Origin of the sequence: Paenibacillus sp. Soil724D2 (genome assembly GCF_001427935.1) — a bacterium.
GTDB lineage: Bacteria > Bacillota > Bacilli > Paenibacillales > NBRC-103111 > Paenibacillus_E.
This window is the reverse complement of the sequence record NZ_LMRY01000020.1, coordinates 1-25991: the sequence shown is the minus strand read 5'-3', so window position 1 is coordinate 25991 and position 25991 is coordinate 1. Positions and strand designations below refer to the sequence as shown.

General features: G+C 41.0%; 28 protein-coding genes and 1 pseudogene. 25 read left to right on the top strand and 4 right to left on the bottom strand.

Annotated features, from left to right (window positions below):
* Positions 1 to 15: 15 nt before the first annotated feature.
* The 6 genes and pseudogenes from ASG85_RS18100 (at position 16) to ASG85_RS18075 (ending at position 5472) form a co-directional block, all read left to right on the top strand.
* The gene (locus ASG85_RS18100; protein ID WP_060647354.1) at positions 16 to 1047 is read left to right on the top strand and encodes a substrate-binding domain-containing protein; all 1032 of its coding nucleotides are present in this window, start codon (positions 16 to 18) and stop codon (positions 1045 to 1047) included.
* A gap of 403 nt (positions 1048 to 1450) precedes the next feature.
* A pseudogene (locus ASG85_RS39925) lies at positions 1451 to 1570 on the top strand (hypothetical protein); the annotation flags it as partial.
* 136 nt (positions 1571 to 1706) lie between these two features.
* On the top strand, positions 1707 to 2684 hold the full coding sequence (locus ASG85_RS18095) for a LacI family DNA-binding transcriptional regulator (protein WP_235550167.1): 978 nt from the start codon (positions 1707 to 1709) through the stop codon (positions 2682 to 2684).
* Between the two features lie 189 nt (positions 2685 to 2873).
* Entirely contained in the window at positions 2874 to 3110 is a 237-nt protein-coding gene (locus ASG85_RS18090; RefSeq protein WP_060647352.1) for a hypothetical protein, read from the top strand.
* Positions 3111 to 3878: 768 nt separating this feature from the next.
* A complete protein-coding gene (locus ASG85_RS18080; RefSeq protein ID WP_156396667.1) occupies positions 3879 to 4718 on the top strand; it encodes a hypothetical protein in 840 nt (279 codons plus the stop codon).
* Entirely contained in the window at positions 4669 to 5472 is an 804-nt protein-coding gene (locus ASG85_RS18075) for a LysM peptidoglycan-binding domain-containing protein (RefSeq protein WP_060647349.1), read from the top strand. The genes ASG85_RS18080 and ASG85_RS18075 overlap by 50 nt, the downstream gene beginning before the upstream one ends.
* 278 nt (positions 5473 to 5750) lie before the next feature.
* Here ASG85_RS18075 and ASG85_RS18070 read toward each other — a convergent pair whose 3' ends face one another.
* Positions 5751 to 6698, bottom strand: a complete 948-nt coding sequence (locus tag ASG85_RS18070; protein WP_060647348.1) for a serine hydrolase domain-containing protein — start codon at positions 6696 to 6698, stop codon at positions 5751 to 5753.
* A 152-nt stretch (positions 6699 to 6850) separates the two neighbouring features.
* On the opposite strand from ASG85_RS18070, the gene ASG85_RS39920 reads away from it, so the two are divergent.
* The 17 genes from ASG85_RS39920 to ASG85_RS18000 all read left to right on the top strand — a co-directional run bounded on the left by ASG85_RS39920 (position 6851) and on the right by ASG85_RS18000 (position 21702).
* Entirely contained in the window at positions 6851 to 7087 is a 237-nt protein-coding gene (locus tag ASG85_RS39920) for a DUF5316 family protein (RefSeq protein WP_162257270.1), read from the top strand.
* A 248-nt stretch (positions 7088 to 7335) separates the two neighbouring features.
* On the top strand, positions 7336 to 7743 hold the full coding sequence (locus ASG85_RS18065) for a tetratricopeptide repeat protein (RefSeq protein WP_060647347.1): 408 nt from the start codon (positions 7336 to 7338) through the stop codon (positions 7741 to 7743).
* A gap of 215 nt (positions 7744 to 7958) precedes the next feature.
* Positions 7959 to 8543, top strand: coding sequence for a hypothetical protein (locus ASG85_RS18060; protein WP_060647346.1), 585 nt, complete (start codon positions 7959 to 7961; stop codon positions 8541 to 8543).
* 399 nt (positions 8544 to 8942) lie between these two features.
* Positions 8943 to 9494: a GNAT family N-acetyltransferase gene (locus ASG85_RS18055; protein ID WP_060647345.1), complete on the top strand. Its 552-nt coding sequence runs from the start codon at positions 8943 to 8945 to the stop codon at positions 9492 to 9494.
* A 206-nt stretch (positions 9495 to 9700) separates the two neighbouring features.
* Entirely contained in the window at positions 9701 to 10639 is a 939-nt protein-coding gene (locus ASG85_RS18050; protein WP_060647344.1) for an aminoglycoside phosphotransferase family protein, read from the top strand.
* Between the two features lie 304 nt (positions 10640 to 10943).
* A complete protein-coding gene (locus ASG85_RS18045) occupies positions 10944 to 12110 on the top strand; it encodes a metallophosphoesterase (RefSeq protein ID WP_057303392.1) in 1167 nt (388 codons plus the stop codon).
* 600 nt (positions 12111 to 12710) lie between these two features.
* Positions 12711 to 13244: an AAA family ATPase gene (locus ASG85_RS18040; protein ID WP_060647343.1), complete on the top strand. Its 534-nt coding sequence runs from the start codon at positions 12711 to 12713 to the stop codon at positions 13242 to 13244.
* Between the two features lie 172 nt (positions 13245 to 13416).
* Positions 13417 to 13980: an MOSC domain-containing protein gene (locus tag ASG85_RS18035; protein WP_057303390.1), complete on the top strand. Its 564-nt coding sequence runs from the start codon at positions 13417 to 13419 to the stop codon at positions 13978 to 13980.
* Positions 13981 to 14451: 471 nt separating this feature from the next.
* Positions 14452 to 15615 (top strand): serine hydrolase domain-containing protein, encoded by a 1164-nt coding sequence (locus tag ASG85_RS18030; RefSeq protein WP_060647342.1) that lies wholly within the window; start codon positions 14452 to 14454, stop codon positions 15613 to 15615.
* A gap of 342 nt (positions 15616 to 15957) precedes the next feature.
* Positions 15958 to 16248 (top strand): hypothetical protein, encoded by a 291-nt coding sequence (locus ASG85_RS18025; protein WP_060647341.1) that lies wholly within the window; start codon positions 15958 to 15960, stop codon positions 16246 to 16248.
* 184 nt (positions 16249 to 16432) lie between these two features.
* Complete coding sequence (locus ASG85_RS18020; protein ID WP_060647340.1) at positions 16433 to 16846, top strand: hypothetical protein; 414 nt, start codon at positions 16433 to 16435, stop codon at positions 16844 to 16846.
* Between the two features lie 432 nt (positions 16847 to 17278).
* A complete protein-coding gene (locus ASG85_RS18015) occupies positions 17279 to 18058 on the top strand; it encodes a squalene/phytoene synthase family protein (RefSeq protein ID WP_060647388.1) in 780 nt (259 codons plus the stop codon).
* A gap of 270 nt (positions 18059 to 18328) precedes the next feature.
* The gene (locus ASG85_RS39915) at positions 18329 to 18544 is read left to right on the top strand and encodes an SMI1/KNR4 family protein (RefSeq protein WP_414858757.1); all 216 of its coding nucleotides are present in this window, start codon (positions 18329 to 18331) and stop codon (positions 18542 to 18544) included.
* 410 nt (positions 18545 to 18954) lie between these two features.
* Positions 18955 to 19425, top strand: coding sequence for a DUF6843 domain-containing protein (locus ASG85_RS18010; protein WP_060647339.1), 471 nt, complete (start codon positions 18955 to 18957; stop codon positions 19423 to 19425).
* Positions 19426 to 19626: 201 nt separating this feature from the next.
* Entirely contained in the window at positions 19627 to 20202 is a 576-nt protein-coding gene (locus ASG85_RS18005) for a dihydrofolate reductase family protein (RefSeq protein ID WP_060647338.1), read from the top strand.
* Between the two features lie 380 nt (positions 20203 to 20582).
* Positions 20583 to 20777, top strand: a complete 195-nt coding sequence (locus tag ASG85_RS37025; RefSeq protein WP_235550163.1) for a GNAT family N-acetyltransferase — start codon at positions 20583 to 20585, stop codon at positions 20775 to 20777.
* Positions 20778 to 21069: 292 nt separating this feature from the next.
* Positions 21070 to 21702 carry a LysE family translocator gene (locus ASG85_RS18000; RefSeq protein WP_060647337.1) on the top strand — a complete coding sequence of 211 codons (633 nt, stop codon included), beginning with the start codon at positions 21070 to 21072 and terminating at the stop codon, positions 21700 to 21702.
* Positions 21703 to 21970: 268 nt separating this feature from the next.
* Here ASG85_RS18000 and ASG85_RS17995 read toward each other — a convergent pair whose 3' ends face one another.
* Both ASG85_RS17995 and ASG85_RS17990 read right to left on the bottom strand, forming a co-directional pair.
* Positions 21971 to 22555: a peroxiredoxin family protein gene (locus ASG85_RS17995; protein ID WP_060647336.1), complete on the bottom strand. Its 585-nt coding sequence runs from the start codon at positions 22553 to 22555 to the stop codon at positions 21971 to 21973.
* Between the two features lie 60 nt (positions 22556 to 22615).
* On the bottom strand, positions 22616 to 23320 hold the full coding sequence (locus tag ASG85_RS17990) for a Crp/Fnr family transcriptional regulator (protein WP_060647335.1): 705 nt from the start codon (positions 23318 to 23320) through the stop codon (positions 22616 to 22618).
* 273 nt (positions 23321 to 23593) lie between these two features.
* Here ASG85_RS17990 and ASG85_RS17985 point away from each other — a divergent pair, with 273 nt between their 5' ends.
* Both ASG85_RS17985 and ASG85_RS17980 read left to right on the top strand, forming a co-directional pair.
* Positions 23594 to 24049 (top strand): NUDIX domain-containing protein, encoded by a 456-nt coding sequence (locus tag ASG85_RS17985; protein WP_060647334.1) that lies wholly within the window; start codon positions 23594 to 23596, stop codon positions 24047 to 24049.
* A gap of 13 nt (positions 24050 to 24062) precedes the next feature.
* Positions 24063 to 24674 carry an HAD-IIIA family hydrolase gene (locus tag ASG85_RS17980; RefSeq protein WP_063860323.1) on the top strand — a complete coding sequence of 204 codons (612 nt, stop codon included), beginning with the start codon at positions 24063 to 24065 and terminating at the stop codon, positions 24672 to 24674.
* Here the strand turns inward: ASG85_RS17980 and ASG85_RS17975 are convergent.
* On the bottom strand, positions 24643 to 25680 hold the full coding sequence (locus ASG85_RS17975) for a DUF3231 family protein (protein ID WP_060647333.1): 1038 nt from the start codon (positions 25678 to 25680) through the stop codon (positions 24643 to 24645). The two genes, ASG85_RS17980 and ASG85_RS17975, sit on opposite strands and share 32 nt — an antisense overlap.
* Positions 25681 to 25991 lie beyond the last annotated feature (311 nt).

The following is a 25991-nucleotide window of genomic DNA, read 5'->3' as shown; positions in this document are numbered from 1 at the left end:
GAGGGTGTTATGTTCATGAAAAAGAATAACCTGATCGTGTCTTTCCTATTGGTAATGGTGTTAATTTCCTTAAGTGCTTGCGGCAGCGGTTCAACGACGACTTCCAGTAAAACTACGCCTGCTCCAACAACTGCGGATACAGCTGCGAAGGCGTCGGAAGCGCCTAAGAAGAAATCAAGCTACCTGATCGGGATGTCGCAAGCGAATTTAGGCGAGCCTTGGCGCGTGGCTATGAATGATCAGATTGCTGCAGCAGCTGCCAAACATCCGGAATTAAAAGTGGTGTATGCCGATGCAGCACAAGATAACAGCAAGCAAATTGCCGATGTCGAGAATTTTATTCAACAAAAAATTGATTTGCTTATTATTTCCCCGAATGAAGCAAAGCCGCTTACAGCCGTTGTGAAAAAAGCGTACGATGCAGGCATTCCGGTTATCGTCTTGGATAGAAAAGTGGAAGGCGACGCTTATACCATGTATATCGGCGGCAATAATAAGCTGATCGGTAAAAAAGCAGGGGAGTACGTTGCGAAGATTCTCGGCGACAAAGGCGGTAATGTTGTTGAAGTTAAAGGGCTTGAAGGTGCGACGCCTCAACAGGAACGCCATGACGGCTTCATGGAAGGAATTAAGAGTAATCCGAATGTCAAAGTCATTGCTTCCCAAAATGGCGATTGGTTAAAAGATAAATCCATCACAGTCATGGAATCCATTCTCCAAGCAAACAAAAAAATTGATATCGTCTACGGTCATAACGATCCAGCGGCTGAAGGAGCCTTCATTGCTGCTAAAAATGCTAAACGTGAAACAGAAATGAAATTCATCGGGATCGATGCGCTGCCTACTCCGGACGGAGGGATTAAAGCCGTTATGGAAGGCAGGCTAACGGCAACTTATGTCTACCCTACAGGCGGTAAAGACGCTATAGATAACGCTATTAAAATTTTGGAAAACGGTGAGAAAGTCGAAAAGTCCATCACGTTGGATACTTTGGAAGTTACGAAAGAAAATGCGGCAGACGTTTATAAACAATTTGGCGGTAAATAAGAACAAATAATTATTGCTGAGATACTAAACAACAAGTGAGGCGCTGCTTGCGGCCTCGCTTGTTGTTTTTTTAACTACACTATGTAAGTTAAGGTCATTCATCGATCAAAAGAAAATCCACCACGCCAAATTTTTTCTCCTTAATTACGTATTTCACAACCTTTATACTTAGTTTAGAACATCAAATTTAGAAAGGGGTCATTGTATGCATTTCGCTTGAAATCGGTTTTTATTTTAAGTACGGCCTTATTGCTGCTGCTCTCTTCCTTCATTCCCGTAGGACGTTTACAGGCATGGAAACTGTTGTTAGGCCTCAGATGTGGAGTCCATTCTGTCTAAATTCATAGATGGCGCGTCGGTTGCTCCATGGGCTAAACAAGCGGTTTCTGCATAAGTTCAACATGGGATTGTCGACGGATCGTATGCAGGCTTGCAGCCGCAGAATAACATTACAAGAGCAGAAACGGCTGTTCTAGTGCAAAGGTTGTTAAGAACAGCCAAGTTGATTGAAAACCGTAATTGATCCGCCGAAAACCTAAGGGTTCCTAGTCTTCATTTATTGACGAAACGAAATTCTCCAGATAGTATTAATGTGGTAACGTTAACATGGAGAATCGACTCGATGACTCTGATGTAAAGGATGGATCCTCTTGGTCAAAATGACAATCAAGGATGTAGCTAAAGAAGCAGGGGTGTCCACAGCAACGATTTCGCGTGTTATGAACAATTCCGGTTATGTGAGTGAGGATATCAAGCAGCAGGTGTTGGAAGTCATCCGCAAATTTAACTACCAACCAAATGCGATAGCCAGAAGCTTAAAACAAGAAAAATCACGCAGTGTGGGGATTGTTCTGCCTGATATGGCGAATCCTTATTTTATGAAAATTGCCCGTACGATTCAGCATCGCTGTTTCCAACTAGGCTATCATCTACTCTTTATCGACACCGAAGAGAATCCTGAGAAAGAAAGGGAAGCTCTCGAATTTCTGACGGAAAAAAGAGTTGAGGCTCTCATTCTTGCTGGTACCGGTGAGAACAGGGATCAAATTCAGGCAATCAGTGATTCAGGCATACATGTCATTTTGGCTGACCGTCGTTTTTCCAATCTAAAACTGGATACAGTAACAGAAGACAATATTTACGCCTCTAAGTCTGCAATTGAGCATTTACTGGAGAAAAAGCATACGCGAATAGGTATTATTAATGGTCCAAAAACGATTAGTACCGCAAGGGAAAGAAGGCAAGGCGCGATTATTGGGTTGGAAGAAGCGGGGATTACGCCAACGAATGAATTCATGTTTGAAGGTGATTACACCAGAGAATCGGGTATTGAAGCTATTCGGTACTTCAGCCAATTACCTGATCGCCCAACTGCTATTTTTTCAGCAAATAACGAAATGACTTTCGGTGTTTATTTGGGTTTGCAAGAATTGGGTATACCGCTGGAAAGCATCGAAGTGGTTTCATTCGGCAATCTAGAATTTTCTTCTTTGTTTCATCATAATCTATCTGTCATAATGCAAAATCCTCAGGAGCTTGGGGAAACGATTGGTGATTTGTTAATTAAACGGTTAAACGGTGAAACGGATTCTGTACAGAATAGAATCTTAATGCCACACCTTGTTCCATCAAAGTAATGGTTATGATAATGATCTTATGGATCATTTTTTTAAAAAACATGTAAACGATAACATACTATAACACCATTATTATGGGATCTAATGAGTAAAAAGGCTGCCTGTGTGACCGGCAGCTTTTTTACTCACCTACGGGTAGGGGAATATGGTAATATTAGGTATATTATTTTTTTATTGGAGGGATAGCTGTTGAAGCAAGTAGTGAGCGTGCTAGATGCGGAACCGGGATGGCACGAGCGATTCATAAATGAATCTGAGCCATTGATTTGGTACAAGATTACTACTGAACAAGGGGAGTCTTGGATTAGACCGAAACATCCCGAATATCCCGAAGAATTTTTCGAATGGATTCAACCGTCAAGAGAAGAGTTTTTATATGATGAACCATCGAACCAAGGGAAAACAATGAATACGATTTCTCCATAGCCATTGAAATCTATGGGTACTTATCACGGATATTACCGTATCCAGACATGGCTCGGGTACAAATGGATCAAACCGAAGCATAAGATTGTTCCATACTACATTCCGACGAATGAAGATATTAGCTTGAACGCGCCCCACCTGTAAGAGGACAAGAACATATATCTATAGAGATCCGAGCTCAGCGCGGATTTATTATTTTATGGATGTAAGTTCTTGTCTTTTTCGTAAGACAAGAACTTACATCCAGGTATTTAGTTTCATTTAAAAATCGAAGGTGAAAAATGAACAAGAAAGAATCTATATTTTATTTTATATTAGCTACGTTTTTATTTGGCGGAGTCATCTGTCTATTCAAGAGCATTTTTTGGTCTTTATTTTTTTTAGTATTAATAAGTTTTCTATTAACACTCAAGATCTCAGATGAAAAAAAGAGTTTCGGGAAACAAATGTTTAGTGCTTGTTTAGGTCTTTTCTTTTTTGGATGGATCGCAGTTTTAGTAATCTTGCTGATTAAAATATTCATAATGTACTTATATTACTCATTAACCTAACGAGGTACTGATAGTGGAGGAGCCAGCTTTGTCAGTCGGCAGCTAATCCTTTATTTTCGTTAAACTAAAGGACAGCAGAGCATGGAACGCATTTTCTGACTTTTAAGGAAGAAAAAAATGGCAATGCTCTCCTTAATACACGCAACCTTTCAGTTCAGTTTAGCGTTATTAAGCAAAATGAACAGTCTTTCAGGTGAAGGGAGATGTGAGCCTGATCATGAAAAAGAAGTTGGTACTTGTAATAACTCTGGCTTTATGCGTAGGGACTTTGGGTTGGGAGAAGTACTCAGCCTTTGCCATGTCAACCGAGACGAACACGCCGAAAGAAAACACTATTACCTTGTTTGAAAACACAACCCTACTCAGCGATAACGGGACTACGATCGGGATACTGGCTCCCCAAACGGTTACAATACTTAATACAAGCCAAAGAAGAGTAGGGCATGGGGAAGGGTATTTAGTGCCTATCTACCAGATCTTTACTTGGGTCGGCAAGGCGTGGATTATGCCATTCAATGCAGCGCTTGGAGAGCAAGTTCCGTCCCAAGCGAATCTTGAATTATTCGGTGTTGAGCCGATATACTTCGATCCAGGCCTTACTAAGCCGACTTGGATTCAATTAGCCCCACAAACCGTCAAAATCAAGTCGAAATGGGGAGACCGTTATCTGATCGAAACGCAGAACGGCGATAGGTGGATCGCTCCACGCTACGAATCGTTGTACGGTATGGAGGAGGTAAGGCGTGAGGTTCAACTCCAAAATGAAACAAAGTTGCTTCGTTCCCCCTCTGGCTTGGAAACAGGTGCAGCGTTGAGCCCCCAAAAAGTAAAAGTGAATGAGGTGTGGCGCGATTGGTATCGCACCGAATCGTGGCTCGGGCCAGTCTGGTTCAAACTTCCTGAGATGGATACGGCTGTCGGGCAGTCAAGGTTCAACGATAATCACGTAAGCGGACGAATACGGCATATGATGGGTATAAACCTACTTAAAGAGGAGTTGCGTCTCCATGCCGATTTCATCAGGGACCCACTTGTTGTATACTGTTCGTCTGGGTGACACCTTGTATACGATTGCTGAACAATTGGGCACTAACGTACCGTCGCTAGTGCAGATTAATGCGTTATATCCATCTGTTACAGACCCCGACCGAATCTTTCCAGGTCAAGTACTGGTAGCGAGATTGCCAGGTATGGCGGAGCAAAGCTCTGTTTTATATCAGGTTCAGCAGGGAGATACATTATTTAGGATGGCTGAACGTTTCTCTGTAAGCGTTGATATGTTGGCCGGACTCAACCAAATACAACATCCGGACATTCTACGAGTGGCTCAGCTGTTGTTTATTGCCGCCTTCGTATACGAAGTAGAGCAGGGAGACTCTCTGTACAGGATCTCCCGCCGTTTCGGAACATCGATGAGCGAATTGATTCGAACCAACCGAAACCGCCAGGGTTTATCACCTGATGTCATTTATCCCGGTTTCCGTTTGGTCGTCCCGCTTCCGTCCTCGACGAATATCGTAGTGTTAGAGCCTTTGCCCGGAACGAGGATTGCTCCCGGACAGCATTTGACGGGTAGCGCCCGAGCGTTCGAAGCGACGATAAATTACCAAATTCGCGACGCGATGGGGCGTTTCATTACGGAAGAACGAGCTGTAACGGCCGCACAAGGCGCTCCAGCCTTTGGATTATTCGACGTACAGCTCCAGTTTGATCAATCTCCCACTACACAAAACGGTACATTGATGGTGTACACACGCAGCGCCCGCGACGGTAGCATTCAAGATTTGGTGGAGGTTCCCGTCACTTTTTAATATATCAAAAAACTACGCGGCTGCCGGCATGAATCGGCAGCCGCGTTGAGGTAACTGACAGCATAGTGAAGTAGAGTGAATAAATTTTATTTAGGAATTAAATAAACAAAGTGGTACATACTTACCAATTTTAAGCGGTGCTTTGTTACTTATTCTCGCTATAATCGTTTTTACTATTACCTTTTATTTTTGGATTAAGAATACATCAAAACAAAGTTAGTATGTTTATGGAAGACACCGGAAGATCTTACGGCGTCTATTGGGTGCACGAAAATGTATTATAGCTGCTTCTGCAGTAAAGGTGCGATTAATTGGCGGAACACATCTGCAGGGTACTGTTCTTTTTTTCGTTTATCATTGGTTAGAACAACAACGGTCTTAAGACTGGGGACTATATGAATATATTGTCCTCCATATCCACGGGCGTAATAGTACTCCACAGAATGCGAGGACGAATCGTTTAGATCAACAGGGTATGTATCAGTCCACCAATGCCAGCCATAGTAGCCATGGCGAGGAGCTTCCACGAGTATTGCGGATTGTACCGAACGTGCGACCAGTTCCTTTGAAATGAGCTGTTTGTTATCCCATTTTCCTTGCTGCAAATATAGCTGCCCGAACTTCAGCATATCTGAGGGGCGAAGCCAAAGTCCAAATCCACCTGTATGAATGCCTTGAGGGTCAATTTCCCACTTATAGGATTCAATTTCAAGAAGCCCAAACAAATATAACTCGGCAAAGCGGGCAGTTGTCATACCCGTTGCTTGTACCAAGATGGCAGACAATAATTGTGAAACCCCTGAATTGTATTCCATTCTAGCTCCAGGAGAATCCGATAAGGGCTGTTCCAAAACAAAATTCACCCAATTGGGTGATCTAGTCATACGCGGGAAGGAATTCTGTCCACCAAACTCTGTCCAGTCAAATCCGGCAGACATCGTCAACAGATGCTGCAGTGTAATTTCCTGCTTGCGGGAATCACGGTACAAAGCAAGCTGTGGGAAAAATACGGATATGGGTGTCATTAGTGGCGGCAGCAATCCCTTATCAATTGCGATACAAATCAGCGAAGCTAGGACACTTTTGGTGCAGGAGTTGATCCTTGCTATTGCTGTTGCCGTTTGAGGATCTCTATAGTGTTTAAAGGCAAGCTGGCCTTGCTGAATTATTAAACAACTTCTCAAATCCAGTGGTGCAATAGCAGTAAATAATGATGACAAATTCATAATAGCCTTCCTTTTACTGTCATAGATGTAATCCATTCAGATTCACCATGTATCATACCATTTGCGATATCTGTATGACAAAAACGGCGGAAAGCGTAAACATGCACCGATGGTCAATAAATGAGATTCATATAAAACACTAAATTTTTATTTTGTCATTATTTCTAAACAGTGGTTTTAGTCAACGAATATCGGGCTGCATTGGTTTAATTCTAATAATCTCTACTATTATTACAAGTGGCGCACTGATATCAGGTGACCGCCAACAAGCTAATGATAATACAGAAACCACCAATGATAAAAAACAAAGTGACAGTATCTCTATAGCATGTTTTCTTGCAGCTATCCCGACTATACTCCTTTGGGGATATCTTAAATATTTTAAGTAAAAGATCGATTGAGCTAACGGAAACAAGAGTTAAGTAAATGTAACATAATTGAAATCTTATTTTCATGTGGCATTAATTAATCAAGCCTATAATAAAAGTCGACCCCCTTTAAAATATAAAACTTAGACCCTCAGCCCGTTGCTGTGGGTCCTTTTTATGCTATTCAACTAAAGGGTAGATTGCGCTGATGAATATTTTACCAACACTTGAGGGAAATTAGCTGAAAAAGCCTAGAGGGTAGGTTGAATATGGGGATTTTTTCGTTAATCAGACCTCTTAGAAAATATGAACATTATGTAGAAAGAGCAAATTCTTATGAATTGATTTTTCTTAGGAAAAAAGCAATTGAAACGATGAAAGATGCACTAAAACAACCATTCTCTAAAAAAGAAATAGCAAGTGGTTTGATTTATTTGGGGATTATGTATGAAAAAATGAAGGAACTTAATCAAGCATCCGATTATTACCATCAAGCACTGGAGTTAACATCCAAAGAGGAGTTTAAATATCACCGTAATTTCAAGAAAGCGATTGAAACATTTATTAGAAATAGGGAAGAACAAAGAGCCTTATATTGGTTAAATAACCTTCTGGAACGGCAGAGGTACGATAAAAGATTTGTGAAATTATCTGTTCTAAAGAAGCATTTTAGATAATGAGCTGCTAAACTCTAACACAGAACAATATCTCAATTTACTAAACAACTAGGCTGCCGCAGAGATGAGGTGGCCTCGTTACGTGAACGCACGATTCTGCTAAATAATAACGCCTCTAGTGTGCGGTAAATATCGCCGGCTACTTATTCTAGCTATTGAAACTGAGTGAAAGCTTGCTTTGTATGGTATAAAGAAAACAACTGGGGGGCTAATCTTTGAAACGTTATAAGGTGATTAATGCGAAGACGGCGACACTGTTATCCCTTTCTGCCATGGTCCTTACCTTAGTCCTGGTATTTGCCATCGGCCATCGCTCAATTTTAGTAGAGCTCGAGATCACGACCGGCGTTTTAGCTGTAGTACTCTTTACATTTCTGTCCTTTGGTTTGTACAGGGGAGTAAGGTTGCAGAACGATCCCTTATATAAGGAAGGGTGGAAACCGTTTGGAAAGTGGGATGTACTGGATATTGCTTCGGCGGGCGACCTGTTTCCGGTAGAGTTCTCCGGAGAAGGCCTATTTGGGATCGTACTAACAGTTATTGCCTGGATCGCAATTACGATTGTGATGCTCATTCTTATTTTTTTGGTCGGTAACATGCTCTGGGGGATTATCGTGTTTATGGGTATAATGCTGTATTGGTTGTTTTATAGGGCATACCGATATGTCTTTCTAAAAGGGAGGGCGTGCCGTAATCGAGTTGGCTTAAGTCTTGCATATGGCGGGTTGTATACTGTTTTGTATACTGGATGGGCATTTATATTGCTGCAGATCGGGTTTTGGGTGATGCAAAGACATTAACCGTGCTTTTTAAGTTCTAATTAAGTACAATTGCTCAATAAACGGGAGCAGACGCTGCGGCGATTTGCTCCTGTTCGTTGTAGTAACGCGCAGGATAGTTTGGTAGTAATGTTGAAATAAAAAGCGTAACTGTAAAGAAAAGGTGGGGTTAATGTGTCGGTTCTTGCATTTATATCTACACCACAAAACGAATATGAAGAATCGTTCGCTGTACCTGTGGCAACTGAAGAATTCTTTTACGATTGTTGGATTCCTGCAATAATGTATTAAACCTTCAATGGGTAAATCTTTTTCCATCTGGAATTGAAATTACTAAAGAGGATCTTGATGAACACACTAGATCGTTGAATATATTCGACATTTTCTTGCAGGGATTATCAAAGAATTAGGAGGATCAATATGAATAGTTACGTTTGGGCTGGTGTAAAAGTTAAGTTGCGTCCGGTGTTACCCACCGATTGGGAAAAGTTCCATAACAATGATCTTGATTCGGAGAACGCTAGACTATGTGACGAGATACACTTCCCCAGGTCAGAAGAAGGTACAAAGGCGTGGGCCGAACACCAATCCATTAATCCCTCAAATGGTGATAATGTCTTCATGGCAATAGAAACGCTCGATGGAATACTCGTCGGGAGCATATGCACAAATAACTGTACTCCTCGTTATGGAACCTTCAAATATGGGGTTTCGATATTTCGTGAGCATTGGCGTAAAGGTTACGCTTCTGAAGCCATAACAATATTACTGCGGTATTACTTTGAGGAATTACGATATTGTAAGATTAATGCTCACGTTTATGCATTTAATGAGGGTTCTGCAGCATTGCAGGAGCATCTGGGCTTCGTTCAAGAGGGAAGAATAAGGAACATGGTCTTTACTAAGGGCCAACATTACGACGAATATATTTATGGCTTAACTAAAGATGAGTTCGAAAAAGTGCATACGTAGTTGAATACATCTGACTGCCCTTGGGCAGTCTTTATCGTTCAACTAACGGAAACGTTAGTTCAATCCAATAAGGAGCAGTCTTGCCACTGCAGCTGCTCCTTACTTTCATTAAGCTAATGGCAGTATAGTTTAGTTATAAACGTACTTTCCAAAAAAGTGTGTGGTAACTGTTCGAAGCACGACACTTGAGGGGGATTAAAGAAACTATGGAAGACTTTGTAGTTATACAAGCTGAACGAATTGCAGGCGATTTTCTTCTGGAACAAGTAAAAACTTCATATCAGATCATAGGTAAAGGCATCACAAATCAGGTTTGCGTAGTTGAGACGGAGAGTCGCAAAGTTGTTGTCCGCATGAACGATAAAGATACATTTCCAAGCTTTATCAAAGAAAAATGGTGTATCGAGCAAGCAGCCGCAGTTGGCGTTCCTGGACCTGAGGTGTTGTCCATTGGAATAGTTGATGAAAGCGCATATATGATTCAATCCTTTATTGAGGGAGACAACGGGTTAGACAGTACTGTTCCCAAGTCCGATGTTTGGAGGAAACTGGGCGAATATGCCAAGCTTATTCATTCGATTCAAGTGAAGGGATATGGAGGGAATCTGATTGATCCAGTAGTTGGTGATTTTCAGTCACCTTCTCATGCCGGATCAGATGGCAGTTGGCAAGGGTATGTGCAGTATAATATCAATAGTTTGACTGAGCATGATCGCTTGATTGAGCTTGGAGTAATCACTCAGATGGAATCGCAGAGAGTAAGAAAACTGTTTGAAAATTTGAAGAGTGAACCGTTCCGCTTCGGTTTAAACCATGGAGATATCTCTTTAAAGAATACGATTGTCAATCAGGCAAACCAAGTTATATTGCTGGATTGGAATGCAGAAGTAAGCGTGGTACCGCATGCAACTGTTGCTCAATTGATGCATTACCAAATCCTAGGACTAGAAGAAAGCGCAAGTGTTGAGGAATTTGAAGCGTTTATGGATGGGTACGGAATAAGTGAAAAAGACCTTTCTGAAACGAGGCATTTGCTGCTATTAAGGGCTTTCGATAACCTCAGGTGGGCTATTGATCGGAGTCCTGATCTGATCGAACCCTATGCTGCGTTTGCGAAACAAATCATTGACATGATTAAGGATTAGCAAAAAATGATCGGTGTTTCTGTATCTCAATTCAACCAGGTTTGAAGAACATTATTGAACCGAGGGACGGAACACGATAGTTCAATCCTGACTCGAATTTGTTCTTCCTTGGCGATGGATCATTACGCTCCCTCGATAATGGAAGAGAAGCTGCCTTGAGGCGGCTTCTTTTTGGTTTCCATTCAATATCGGGCAGGATAATGATAATTATTCATGTAAAAATAATGGAAAATGATGTATGATAAGTGAACGTACGTTCTTTATTTTGGCATTATATATTTAAGCGAAAAGAGGCTTGTATAACATGTTAACTATTGTGAAGGGACCTTACTTACAGTGTCCTACTGAAAATTCCATAACCATTATGTGGGAGACATCAGAACCTGCTTCTTCAACTGTAAATGTCTTAATGGCTGAAAGAATACATAGCGGATATCAGGGGAATTACAAGAAACCCGAACATGTGCTTGTAACCGTAGATGAAAATGAGTATTCAACGATTCATCGGCTTACAGTTAATCACTTAGAACCCAATACCCTTTATTTTTATCAGGTACGTTCGGTGAATGAGCGAGGTGAGATCGAATCAGGATACCATTTCCTCAAAACGGCAGTTCGGAGGGGAGAGTCGTTTTCATTTACTGTGACGAGTGAAACTGGTGGATATAGCGGTTTCGATAAATCCGAGGGGCAAATAAATCGGAATATATTTAGTCAAATGCAAAGATACCGCCCCGATATTACCTTGTTTGTTGGGGATATTGTTAATGACGGAAATAATTACGAGGATTGGGAGAAATATTTTTTTGGTCCAGGTAAGGAGTTCCTAACGAATACTCCGTTTTATAGTTGCTTAGGCAATCATGAGGATAATGCCTCATGGTACTATGACTTTTTTGCTTACAATTCCCCAAAAAATTACTACTCATTTGACTATGGAGATACCCACTTTATCTGCTTAGATAGCACAGATTTCATTGAACGTGAAACCTACCCAAATAGTTCGGGGAAGATGGTACCTGGGAATGAGCAGTTTGATTTTTTTATTCGCGATTTACAATCAACTTCTGCAAAATGGAAAATTGTTTATTTTCATTACCCTCCTTTTGTATCTGGTGGGTATCAGGTCGAAGATTTACAAGAACTATGCCCTCTAATGGAACAGTATGGAGTCGATTTGGTCATTAATTCTCATACGATTGTGTACGAACGAAGTCACCCAATCTGTAATGGTAAGGTCGATTTTGAAAAAGGGATCGTTTATATTGTTGCTGGTGGGGCAGGAGCGATGCCTGATTGGTTTTTACCTAAAAGATCTTGGCATACAGCACAATCCTTAGCGGTACCCCATTTTCTTAATATCGTTATGACTACTAATTCTTTGGAATTGCAAGCTATAGATGAGCATGGAAGTTTGTTTGATAAGTATTGTTTGTATAAGGAGTCAACTGGGAAACGAATTTACCTCTAAGATTGTTCAACTAACGAGGAACGTTACTTCAATAAAGGGGCGCTATACAAACTATGAAGGTGTTGCCATGGTAACAACCTTTGGCATGCTTAAAAAATCGGGGATTTGCAGATGTCTACGCTTGCATTAATTAAAAAAGAAAAAGCACCCAGTTGTTTGAGGTGCTTACTTAATGTGTTCGAATGAATTTAGTTGTCTGCAATGAGGGCAAAAGATGTTGATGAAATATGTATTTCACCGTTTTTCCAGGATCCTTGCCTGATGCTTATCGATGCTTGCAACTGTATAACGTGGCGAATTCATTGGTTGAGCAACTATGGACATCGATTCGAATTCTTTTGTAATCAATGCATTGTGCTTCCCGTCAATTCTCATGATGAATTACGACTCCTTGTATTTGTGTTTTCATTTTCTGTCAAGGGTGGCTCCCATTTCATATACAAATTACTTAACCTTATCTAGCCGTACAATAGTTAACGATTCAATTTTCTATAAACTCACTACTGAGGGACGGGCAGGAAAGTTGAGTGATGTTTTCATCAAAAATGGTATAATTAGGGAAATTTCTTTACCGATACTACTAATTAGGAGGGATAAATTATGATAGAGAAGTTGAGTATAGAGCATTTGATTGATCGAGAACGAGATCGTGATTTCTCTTTAATCGTACTAATGTGTGGAATAGCTGGTTCGGGAAAAACTACCTTTTCTCAAAATTTGGAAAAGTATGGTTATATACGTCTTTCTATTGATGAAGAGGTTTGGTCTACTAATGGTCGATATGGAATTGATTATCCCGTTGAAAAATATAGGGAGTACTTGGAAGAAGCGCATATAAGATTACGTAATAAGCTAGTAAAGTTAATTGATGATAAAAAACAGGTTGTAGTCGACTCCAGTTTTTGGAACCGATCCGAAAGGGATGAATATAAGCGGCTTATTGAAAACTCCGGTGGGAAATGGAGACTTATTTACTTGAAAGTACATCCTGATGAATTACGAACGCGCCTTAAGATTCGTAGCCAACGTTTTGATGCCAATGCAGCCTTTACGATAACTGAGGATATATTGACAACTTTTCTCAATGGGTTTGAAGAACCAAGGGATGAAGGGGAAATTGTTATAGAAAATTAAAGAAAGTTCAATACAAGCATAATAGTTACAAAAAAACGTGAACTGTTGCGCTAACGCAAAACTTTAGTTGAACAAAGGGCAGAAATCTTGAATGAACGTTGCAACTTACAAAGGCGACACTTATGATTGTTTTTGACAGGTTTATTTTCAATTCGGAGTGGAGGCGTTGTGAATGGCGAATAACCTTGAAACTCAAGTTGGAGTAGTTGTGTCAGTCAGCTGTAGTGCAACTCATACTTTTAGCAAAGAAACAGTCGATGTCATTAGGCTTCTTGCTGGTCTGGGAGTTGAAGGCGACGCACACATGGGAAAGACCGTAAAGCATCGTTCACGAGTTGCACAAAACCCGAATCAACCCAACTTGCGCCAGGTTCATTTCATTCATTCGGAGTTGTTGGATGAACTACGAAATGTAGGTTTTAATGTCGAGACCGGGCAGATGGGCGAGAACATTACAACCCGTGGGATAAACTTACTCGGACTGCCAACAGGCACAAAGCTGTATATCGGTGAATTAGCAGTTGTTGAAATCACGGGACTTCGCAATCCTTGCGCACAAATAGATAATTTCCAGTCGGGTCTATTAAGTGCGGTGTTGGACCACGATGAGAAGGGGAATCTAATCCGAAAAGCTGGTGTAATGGCTATCGTGCTAACTGGGGGAGAAGTTCGAGTTGGGGACCCAGTCCGAGTTGACCTACCACCTGAACCATTTCGTCCTTTAGAACGAGTGTAAAACTGACCCGGTTGAAGTAACGGGTAGGATAGTTTCAAATATATAGGGTTTCGGATACAGGGTAGATAACTGATAGAATTCGCTGGGCTGGGGCAACTGTATAATGTAGAAGGCAATATTATTTAATTCTAGATTATTGGTCATTGAGCTAACGGATACATTAGTTAAATAACATCAAGAGAAGGCTGCCGACATCAAACGATCGGCGGCCTTCTCAGCTACCGGGCAGATTCAGTCAACATATCATTATCAGCGCAAACGATCACGGCTAATAGTAGCATCAGATTATTACACAAACGATCGTTTCTAAATCGGAATGATGTTTTAACTCCAACCGGATTTATTCGTACATTCAGTAAGCTCATGGGGATGACTCCCGCCCAATACCGAGATAAAAAGGTATTGCTCTAATTCTTATGGAAGATTATGTTATAATTAAAGTTGAAAACGTTTCTGGGAGGGGATAGGAAAATGAACCCAAGTAAGCGACTGAATGAACGATTGACACCGCTACTTAAGAGTGTCATGGAAAAGGGGCCTACCGGCTGTGCCTGTACCGTTGTGCGGCGGGGAGAAGTTGTTTATCAGGAAACCCTGGGTTATGCGGATTTGGAGAAGAAGAAGGAGATCACTCCAGACACAATCTACCGGATCTATTCGATGACTAAGGTAATTACCTGCGCAGCGGCACTCATGCTTTATGAGAAAGGACTTTATCTGCTTAACGATCCGTTGGAGGAATACCTGACGGAGTTCAAAAATCCGCAGGTGTACCGATATAACGAATATGGTACCAAGTCTTTATCCCCTGCAGTGGGTCCGATCCGGATCAAGGATCTTTTCACGATGGCCTCTGGGCTTACGTATGGTGGTGACGGCACGGAAACCGAACAGCAAACCCGTACAATCATGGAGAACGCTGCAGCGACAGTAGACATGCAGGCTTTGTCCAAAGCGTTGGCAGAAGTTCCGCTGGCTTTCGATCCCGGCACGCACTGGAAGTATGGTACAAGCCACGATGTCTTGGCAGCATTGATCGAAGTGCTGTCCGGACAAACATTCGGAGAGTTTCTGCAGAAGGAAATTTTCGCTCCGTTGGGAATGACCGACACCTCATTCCGGATATCGGAGGATAAGCGGGAACGTTTATGTACCATGTACGATTGTGCAGAAGACGGCACGCTTACTCCTAATACCAGGATGGACGCCCGCTATCAACCGGGAAGCCGTCATGAAAGCGGCGGAGGTGGCCTGCTTTCGACGATCGGCGATTACAGCCGATTTGCGCAGCTGCTGGCGAAGGGCGGGGAGCTGGAAGGGGTGAGGATTCTTAGCCCGAAAACGGTTCATTTGATGGCAACCAATCATTTAAATCCACAACAGATGAAAGATTTTAACTGGCCGCATATGAGTGGTTATGGCTATGGTTTGGGGGTTCGTGTTATGACCGATCCTGCAGCCGGCGGCATCAACGGCTCGATTGGTGAATTCGGCTGGGCTGGTCTAGCCGGGTCTTACTTATTGGTCGATCCTAAGGAAGAATTGTCCGTCGTGTACATGCAGCAGCTGCTGCCGAGCCTTGAGCCCTTCATTCATCCTCGACTTCGGGCTGCCATTTACGGGGCATTGGACTAAGTTCGGGGTTAACGGTGGCGAGAGAATACATTGGCGCTATAATCACAACAAATGATTCAAAAACTGAGAAGCATCGAATTAGATAATCCCTTCCTTTATTGAGACACTGATAAATAACATGTGGTGAAGAAAAAAAGAAGTAATTAGGCGTTCACTCTACTGGGTGAACGCTTTTTTAGTAGGTTGGAGTGATGATTATTCTATATGAAGAATCTTTGTTAGGCGGGTTTTGTAAAGTGATGGCCGCCCCAGCGACTAAACTAACGGACAGTAGTGTTTCAATTTCTGAATTATGGAAAAAATATATGAACGGAATATTACATCTAATTCGGAGGTGGAGGTTTGACCTTAGAGCTTATTGGTGCCATTATTTGTTGGTCTATCGCTTTCATTTTTCTTACATTAGGCATAATAGTTGTTAAAAGTGAAAAACGCAAACAAGATGCAATTGCCGAAGAATTAAAATTACGTGATATCGAAGGTGTCTCCGATTCATTTTTTGTTTGGATAATTTTCTTTGTCGTTAATTCAATTGGTGCGTTATTAAGAGCATTACCTTGGTGGTTAGTTAAAGTAATTTATATCCTACTCGGTATCGGGTTTGTGTTTTTAGGTATTTGGGCGCTCGATTAACTACAGAATCTATAAAGCGATAAAGTAACACAGGGGCTACCGAGCGATTTGGTAGCCCTGTTACGCTAAAGGGCAGTATAATTGGAAGTATTTACCCCGAAAAAATCATACTTCATCGAACTTTATAATAATACATTTATTGGAACAAGCGTTTAGGGTGATAGGAGGAAGAAAGGAGAAATTAATGAGAAAAAGATTAATGAACGTGATGGTTATATGTCTCGTTGTTTTATTTGTATTTAGTTTGATTGGTTGCAGTAATACTGCAAAGAAAGTATCAACGGATAAAACCTTTGAGCAAACAATCGAAGGAAAACTTAACAATATTACTAATCCAAAAGATTATACAGTATCACTATCCTCTAATCCATATGACTATATTAAGGGTGTTGATAGTAATAAGGATTACAAATACATTGTTTTGCAAGGAGAAAAGTCTTTAAATTATATGCTCAACAAATTTGCTAATAGTGATAAAAGTGGATTAGAAGAATATATTATGGCAATCGCCTGTACTGAAATACTAAAAGAGAATCCCGCTTCTAAAAAGTGGGCTTCTGGTAGGGAATGGTATAATAACTATATTAAAGCAAACTAATAATTCTTACTGTTTAAGTTAAATTAGAAGATACTCAAATCTGGAAAGGAGGATTTAATTTACAATGAGGTAAAAAATTAGGGAGGATTTGAAAATAAAATAATGAGCGAGTGATGGTTGCATCATCCCGAATCCAGACAATTGAGCTAACGGATACGATAGTTAAGTAATTGTTACATGATTGAAATCTTATTTTCATGTGGCATTAATCATTTAAGATTATACTAAAAGTCGACCCCCCCTTTAAAATTTGATTTAGACCCTTAGCCCGTTGCTGTGGGTCTCTTTTTGCTATTAAACTAAAAGGCGGCTTCGTATATTTGGATTGACAATATCAACGTATGTTATCATGATATCAAGCTATGAATAAGTTAGAAGCTAAGCTATTACTTGGAGGGAAAATCTATTAATAACGTCGTTCTGAATGATGCAATGACCATGTTGAAGAAAACGAGCCGTACTTTTTATATTCCGATCAGTTACTTGGATTTAGGATTGAGGGAGGCTGTAACATCTGCCTATTTGTGTATGCGAGCTATAGATGAAATCGAGGATCATGATGAACTTACAGACCAATTGAAAGTGGAATTATTACTCGGGATACACGAAACATTCCAATCCCCACATAGTATCGAAACAAAAAAATTACTATCACCGTATGGGGCAGTATTACCGGAAGTTACAATGCAACTCGATGAGTGGGCGCTTCTTTGTCCAGCCTCTGGAGCTCCAATCGTATATCATTACATAGCAAAGATGTCGTTACAAATGGCCGAATGGGTTCAGAACGGGTGGAACATTCATACGGAAGAGGATTTGGACCGCTATACCTATAGCGTGGCTGGTATGGTTGGAGAAATGCTATCAGAACTATGGTTGTGGCATGACGGGACTCAATCCGATCTAACGAAGGCGATTGCCTTCGGAAGAGGACTTCAGTCGGTAAATATCCTCCGAAATAGAGTGGAGGATCTTAAACGTGGCGTTGACTTCTTTCCTGACGGTTGGGGATTCAAGGAGATGCAACAGTACACACGTCGCAATTTACAACTAGCCGACTCATATGTCGCAGACCTGAAGGAAGGTCCAGCGTTGAAATTTTGCAAGGTACCACTAGCGCTAGCTCATGCTACGGTAAACCTCATCGCTGTTGGTGGAAACAAATTAACGAGAGATGCGGTTCTAAAAATTGTGAGTCGTGTGACTGGATAACATGATTATCCATATGTAGACGTAAATAAGAAGTAATCAGGTATTTGCGAGTACCGGCTTTTTTTTGTTATGTTGAACTAACGGGCAGGATAACGTAGTTAAATATAAGTAATTTGTGGTAAGATATTTCCAATAAATGTGTCTCTATATGGGTAGGAAATAAACTATAACCATCAAATAAGCTATTCACTAATAATCAACATTCCAAAACACAATGAACGAGGGAGAATGGGGTATTTTTATAACTTGCAAAATGACAATAACGATTAAATCAGTAAAATCGAATGCTATCTAGGGCGACTGCCTGAAAGCATGATACCTTTTGTGGATATTACTGGTGGGGATCAACTTTGCATTGGGGTTACTGAGGATGTATGGGGAAAAATTTACTTTTGGGATCATGACCAAGAACACTTTGCCCCCTCAGAAGAGGAATTATGGAATAATGTATACTTAGTAACAAACTCATTCTCGGAATTTATCTAAAGTTTTCAAATAGTAGAGGATGAAAATCTACCCAAGGATCTTGGTATTGTTAGTGTAAAGACGACACCTGAGTTTCTAAAACTGGTTGAAAAGTCAAAAGTAAAAAACAGTAATAACGCTAATGAAGCAAGCTATTTAGCGTTTGATTAGTCTATGTAAATGTAATATGATTGAAATCTTATTTTCATGTGTCATTAATGAATCAAGCATATAATAAAAGTCGACCCCCTTTAAAATATAAAACTTAGACCCTCAGCCCGTTGCTGTGGGTCCTTTTTTGCTATTCAACTAAAGGGCAGTCTAGTTCAAGTAAGAATTGAAATAATTATTATCAGTTGCAAAGAACAAAATATCTATTCCTCCGTCTAAGTATATAAAGGACTAAGCTAGGAAGTAGGGGGAGATCGGTAATGATAAATAAGGCACGTTTTTCTAATTTAATAATTCCGTTCTTCATTGCGATAGTAACTATTTCCATTGTGGTTGGAGTCATTATTTTATTAAATATAACGGAGGGAACTACACATAAGTTCTTATTGCCAAAAGGGTTTATGGGATGGGTTGAGGTTACATACGAACAACCTGGTTTTCCTGCTTTAAAAAAAGAAGACCGTACTTTTATCTATAAGGTCCCACCTTCTGGAAAACTAATGACTGCAAGCAAGAATGTTTCAGGAACAATGGTTTTAATTTATGTTGAGCAAGATGGTCGACTAATTGATTTACCAACAGATGTGCCAATGATCCATGGGCAGGGCACATCAGGGGGCGGGCAGGGTGGACCCCATGGACAAACTGAAAAGTTCCCTGATAAACTTACCTTTTTTGTAGGAACGGAAGAACAATGGCGAGAAGCGATGGAAAAACAACCAGCCTCATGAATAGTAGAAAGCCAAAAATCAAGATCAAAAACCGACTTGTATGGATACAACCCACTCAAACGAGGCTGCCGCGAACAGATTGGCGGCCTTCATTCCGCTAACTGGCAGTTTAGCTTAGCAATCCATAAGAATCAATCCAAGCTGAAATGTGCTAAAATGTAACTAATGTAGACATCCCTCATGAACAAAGGAGCACTGAAAATGAGAAAACTCGTTCTATTTTTGCACGCATCGCTTGACGGTTTTGTAGAAGGGCCAAACGGTGCAATGGACATTGGCTGGATTTCCTACGATGGTGATTTAGAGAAATACGCGAAAGAAATTCTAAGTACTGCCGACACCGTCATTTGGGGACGAGGGACTTATCAATTAATGCACGGTTATTGGCCATCTGTGCCTTCGAACCCATCAGCTTCGCAGCATGAACGGAATCATGCCGAGTGGATCGATAAGACAGCCAAAATTGTTTTTTCCACGACACTGGACAAGGTCGAATGGAACAATTCCAGACTGGTGAAAGAAAATGTCGAGGAAGAGATCAAGAACCTCAAACAGCAGCCAGGCAAGGATATGGTCATCCTCGGCAGTCCTAGGATCGCACACCACCTTATGCAGCTTGATTTAATTGATGAGTATAAAATTACGGTTTCTCCCGTCCTGATCGGCAGCGGGTTGCCGTTATTCCAAGGTCTCATGGAGAAGGTCAATCTTAAACTTATCGAAAACAAGACCTTTGATTCTGGAGCCATAGGTCTCGTTTACCAGTCGGTTAGATGACCTTTGTCTCCTAAAATAGATTACGGGTACGATAGTTCAATGAATTGAAACGGGATCTGCAGCTGCGAATCCCGTTTTAATTGTGATTTTGGAAGCATTACTTTGCCGCGGGTACTTTGAAGCATTTCTTTGCCGCCAGTACTGTATAGTAGAAAATTCGACTTCGCTCAACTCCTCGGGCAGTTTTCTTCAACAATTTATTGTACTAATATGGTAGAATATGTATCTATATATGAGTGGACGAGGTGATTAGAAATGAATTCTGTTGCTAGTGTAAGGCTAGCATCCTTAACCGATGCTGATGAACGCAAGAGTTTAACGATGGTGTAAAAAGACCTCCAGCTAAGATAATTGAACGCCTAAATATAAATCGTAACGAATTGATTGCTGTAGCAGAGATAAGTGGTAAAATCGTTGGTTTTGGCTGTGCTCAAAGTTTTTATTCATTTTGTTATGAAGAACCACACGGAGAAATTACCGAACTCTATGTAGAAGAAGTCGCTCGAAGAAAAGGAATTGCAATTGAATTGCAATTATTACTTGTCTGGAAGAAAACCTTAGAGAACGCGGAGTGAAAAGTATTAAGGTACTGACAGGTAGAAGGAACAACGCTGCAATTAAAACGTATGAACATTGAAATTATGTTAAAGACGATGAACAGATGTTAAAGAAAAGGTTGGAGAATTAAACTAACGGCAAACGATAGTTCAACACCAAAACGGCTGCCGCGGGGCAGCCGTCATTGCGCTATCGGGCAGATTAATTTCGAAATTGACAAAAATCATAGAAAAATATACAGTTTTATGCAGCTTATAAAGGTAAATTATGGCCCTGGTTTAAAAGAATCCATCAGAAAGGAGAAAACTTATCATGAGCTTCGGTACTTTGATATCCTTTGCCTTTGTTTCGCTTGGTATGGTTTGTTCTCCTGGTCCAAACATGATTTACTTAATTTCTCGTTCTATTACGCAAGGGCGTATGGCGGGGCTTATCTCTCTTCTTGGCGTCATGCTTGGTTTTCTTGTTTACATCATTGCAACAATGTTAGGACTCACGATACTTTTTACTGCAGTTCCATTTATTTTCGAAATAGTCAAAATAGCAGGTGCTGCTTATCTACTCTGGCTTGCTTGGGATGCAGTCAAGCCTGGAGCTACAACTATTTTGTCGACTCGAAATCTTCCAATTGACCCGCCAAAGAAGTTATTTCTAATGGGGTTCATGACTAACCTGCTCAATCCCAAGATTGCTATTCTATATGTGTCGCTACTGCCTCAGTTTGAAAACCCTGAGCGGGGATCATTGTTTTTTCAAAGCGCGTCTCTGGGTTTAGTTCAAATTACTGTTAGTTTTACAGTCAACCTCTTGATTATACTTACTGCGAGTAGGGTTGCCACATGGTTCGGCACGCGCCCTACGTGGTTATCAGTACAGCGTTGGCTCATGGGGAGTGTTTTAACTGGTCTTGCTGTACGTCTTGTTTTTGAACGCCGGCAATAAGTTGGTTTAAAAAGGGGAGATTGGTTAATAATCCCCTGGCACCCGCCAGAGCGGATGCAGGTTTTCGAATTGAGTAAGGCACACATTTTTCGCCGAAATCACAAAAGGAAAAGACCTTAATATCGGGTACTACCGATGTTAAAGTCTTATTCGTATTACGCCAACAATTTGCCAATATCTTGTATTTGAAAGTGCCAACCTCTTGTCGCTAATGTAAGCATGCCAAAATCTGAATGAAACCTATGTTAATCACCTGATCTATTTTGGCTTAACCTTCAGTTTCAACAGATACTTCTGAAATATTACTAGAAGCAAAACGGTCAATTACATCGAGCGGTAAGTGATCTATCACAAGTTGGCCGTAGTGCGCATCCTGTACGATGCCGTTGTCGTCGATTAAGAATTCGGCTGGGACGCGATAGAAGTTGGATCCTTCCTCCGGAGTCAAAGTGAAACCTTCAGCTGCCGCCTCAGCTACGAACTTCTGTGTATTCGCATCAGCCATTGTCGCTTTCACCTTCTCCTCGGATACTTCGACACCGTATAGGTTATACAGATCGGCTTGAGGATCAGCAATTATCGGGAATGGAGCGTCCTGGCGGCCGACATACTGGGACATGCTAGTTTCCGGAGACTCGAACACAGCTACTATCTCCAGTCCTAGCAGGCTCCACTGGTTGTAGCGCCGGATGAAATGCCGCACCCGCAAGTTGCACATCGCGCAGGCGGCGTTGCGAAAGAACGCAAGCAACACCTTGCGGCCGCGAAGATCGGACAACTGGAGAGGAACTCCGTTGATACCTGTAAACGTGAAATCAGGGGCGATATCCCCCTTAGATAATGGCATTCTCATTGTAATAGCCTCCTAGTCATGTAATGGGTAAACCTCAGTCTGGCTCGACTGACTTATACTTTACCATGAGATGTTCTTGCCTTCTGTGACCTGATCACCAACCAGCTCCATCAATGCTCCCCGCTGCCGAACCGATATCCAACCCCGTCCCATATCGATCCAGCTCTTCTTTTGCATTCGGCTCAAAACGCGGCTAACTACTTCACGAGCGGACCCTAGTTCGACAGCTAACTGCTGATGTGTAATCTGGACGGTCGGCTGCTGGTCCAACGTCAGCCTCAACAGCGTTTCGGCGAGCCGAGAGTCTAGTGGCTGCGCAACTTTACTTGAAAGGATGCTGCCCATACGTATCAACCCATCCAAAATGTTGCTAAATACCGCATTCCGAATAGGTGCATACATTTGAATCCATCTTAAAAAAGAGCTCTTCGCAACAAACAGGGCTGTCACCTCGGTCTCCGCCGTAATGGTACCAGGGTATTCGCGTTCGCTTAAACCGCTTAGCACCATAATGGCGCATATATCACCGGCTGACAGTCGGTTGGAAAGCGCTTCACGGCCCCCTTCGGTCACATTCGTGATCTGTACTGTTCCTGCAATGATGAACAAGGCATACTCAGCGGCATCCTCTTTACGAAATAAGGTCGATTTAACAGAAAATGTTCTAAGCCGTGGCTTGGCGGCGGCCCACTCATTATCTGGGATTGTTTGGAAACAAGGATAAGTGTCGGACAGGTTATGCAATTCAGGGAAGACATTTGTCATTAGGAAATCTCCGATCGGATAGATTAATATCTTTATTTTACAGGATCGTTACGTGCTGTGACTAGTCACTCAAATGAAGCTAGGTCTAGCTTCATGACAACACTCAGTTAACGGATACGATAGTTCAATCACAACACGACGGTAGCCGGCAAACGATCGGCTGCCGTTGTCCTTTGAAGTAACGGGCAAATTACTTAAATATAAGTCTAACAGGAATCCCGAAGTCCCCATCGAATAGTAACTATTAAAATCCTTTTGACAGGAGCGTGCGTATTGAAAGTTGGAAGTGGTGTTAAGGGAATCGTAATTAAAGATAATAGGTTATTAACCATCAAGAAATATGACGATAAATTCGATGCTGACTATACTTTACCAGGAGGCGGTCAAGAACGTGGTGAAAATTTAGTTGAAGCCCTTCAGAGGGAGTTTCTAGAGGAAGTAGGATGCCTTAAAAATGTAAAGCAACTCGTGTTTCTTAGGGAGTACATTGGTAAGAATCATCATGGAAACAGTTTGATAGACCCCGAAACTCATGTGGTGGACCACATTTTTGAGCAAAATGTCGGAAATGGAATAGCTCCGGATGAGGACTGCATTGGGATTGAGTGGATTCCAGTAATAAGTCTTAATGAATATAGGTTTTTTCCGAAAGGATTGATTCATTACATAATTGAAATCGCAAATGGTAAAATACCAGATGGCTTACCAGATTTGTTAACTACACAATGAGGGGGCTATTTCATTGAAAATTGAAGCTGTTTTTGTCGATCGTGATGGAACATTAGGTGGGAACGGTCACTTCATTCATCCTCGAGACTTTGAGTTATTCCCTTCATCTTTAGCAGCATTGCAGTTATTAAAAGACCATGGAATTAAAATATTTGCCCTTACTAATCAACACAACATATCCAAGGGACTAGCGACAGAATTAGAATTTCAAAAAGAATTTGATAGTTATGGATTCGATGCAGCGTATATATGTCCCCATGAGCCTGAAGAAGGCTGTGAGTGTCATAAACCACGACCTGGAATGCTTCAAAAAGCTGCAGCTGAGCATGAACTAGATCTGACTCATTGTGCTGTTATTGGAGATGTGGGTTCAACTGATATGCTTGCAGCTGCCGCAGTAGGAGCCAAAAGAATCCTTGTCGAGACAGGCTGGGGTAAGCAGTCTTTGGAAAAATACCATCACAAATGGTATGAGCAAGCATCACCAGATTTTATTGCGAAGGACCTATTAGATGCAGTGGGTACAACCGACCAGTATCAAATTCTAGGAGCCATCCAGTCGCGGATGGTTCTTTTCTCATTAACAATAACGATTATTTTTCAGACGCTATCTTATCTCTATTAACAGCAAAGGGTGGTTGCTCCATCCATCCGTTATCAATCAAAATTTTCGCTGCATCTTCAACAAATGATGAGATTTTCATTAATGACTTTGCATAGAGGGCTCCCATATCATGTCTTCCGTTTACAGCCGCAGAATTTCCAAACGCTCTAATTTTCATTGAAAACATGTCAATCTTATGAAATAACATTAACTTATCTGAAAAGGGAGAAAACGTTGATGTTGTAACCAAATGGTCAAGAAATGATGGTGAAGGTAGATTTTCATTATGTAGTTTTTCCATATATTGTTCAATGCTTTTATGAGTCAGATCCTTACCTTCTATAAACAATTTTCGAATCTTTTCCGATTTTACTACTTGGCTAAATGCCATGATTAATGCTTTGCTTGTTACATTGTTTTCAATATTATCATATAAATGAGCAATTTCTAATGCGTGTAAAGGACGTACATGTCCCAAAAAACCATTTAAAAAACCTTGATGAACAAATTCCACTTTATCTGGAACTGGAATAATAGGTGGTTTAATGATTAATCCTTTATTCATTAATATATCTTTGATTTGTCCCATCAAAGCCATGGTAGAATCCATACAATAAATAAAAAACTCCGTTACATCCTTCCTATAAACAAGTGGTACGGCTACGTTATAAATACTCATTCCTGCTTTACATGCATATTTCAAGTAATGAACATAGTATACATCTTCAAACAAACGAGGAGCACCAAGGTTAACGTCTTCTTCTGAAAAACCGTTAGGAATTGGGAAGTTTTCTTTCTTAAAAATACCTTTCGTTGTTTTCATGAACTCTACGCTTAATTTTAAAGCATTCTCTAATAAAGTCTTGATCTCTTCATCTTCAACGTGTTGAAGGTAATAGCTTAATATACATTTTGACATGCTGTTTCCCATATATGTTGCCCAAAGTTTACCCATTTCTGCTGATGTTAGTTTTTCACTGATATTTGATTTAGTTGAACCAAGCTGAATGGGTTTAATTATTTCCATGATAAAAACTCCCTAATTAAATTTTTGATTAGTATTTTCCTCCATTCGAAATCATATTCTTAACGCAATATTGAAATTGGACTGGAGTATTAGCCTAAGAAAAAAGGCAGCCGAATTGCAGGTAGGCCTTGTCTTATCTTGATGTTAATTGATCCAATAAAATAAAAAGCCGCCATTTAAGCAGAATAGCCAAATTTGCATATACCGTGGCATCTAAACATTCCTGTTAGTCCTAAGAATTGGACTTTGAAAGAAAAGGAGCGCCTCGGTATGATGGGTTTGTCAAAGGGTATAACCCAACACCATCAAGG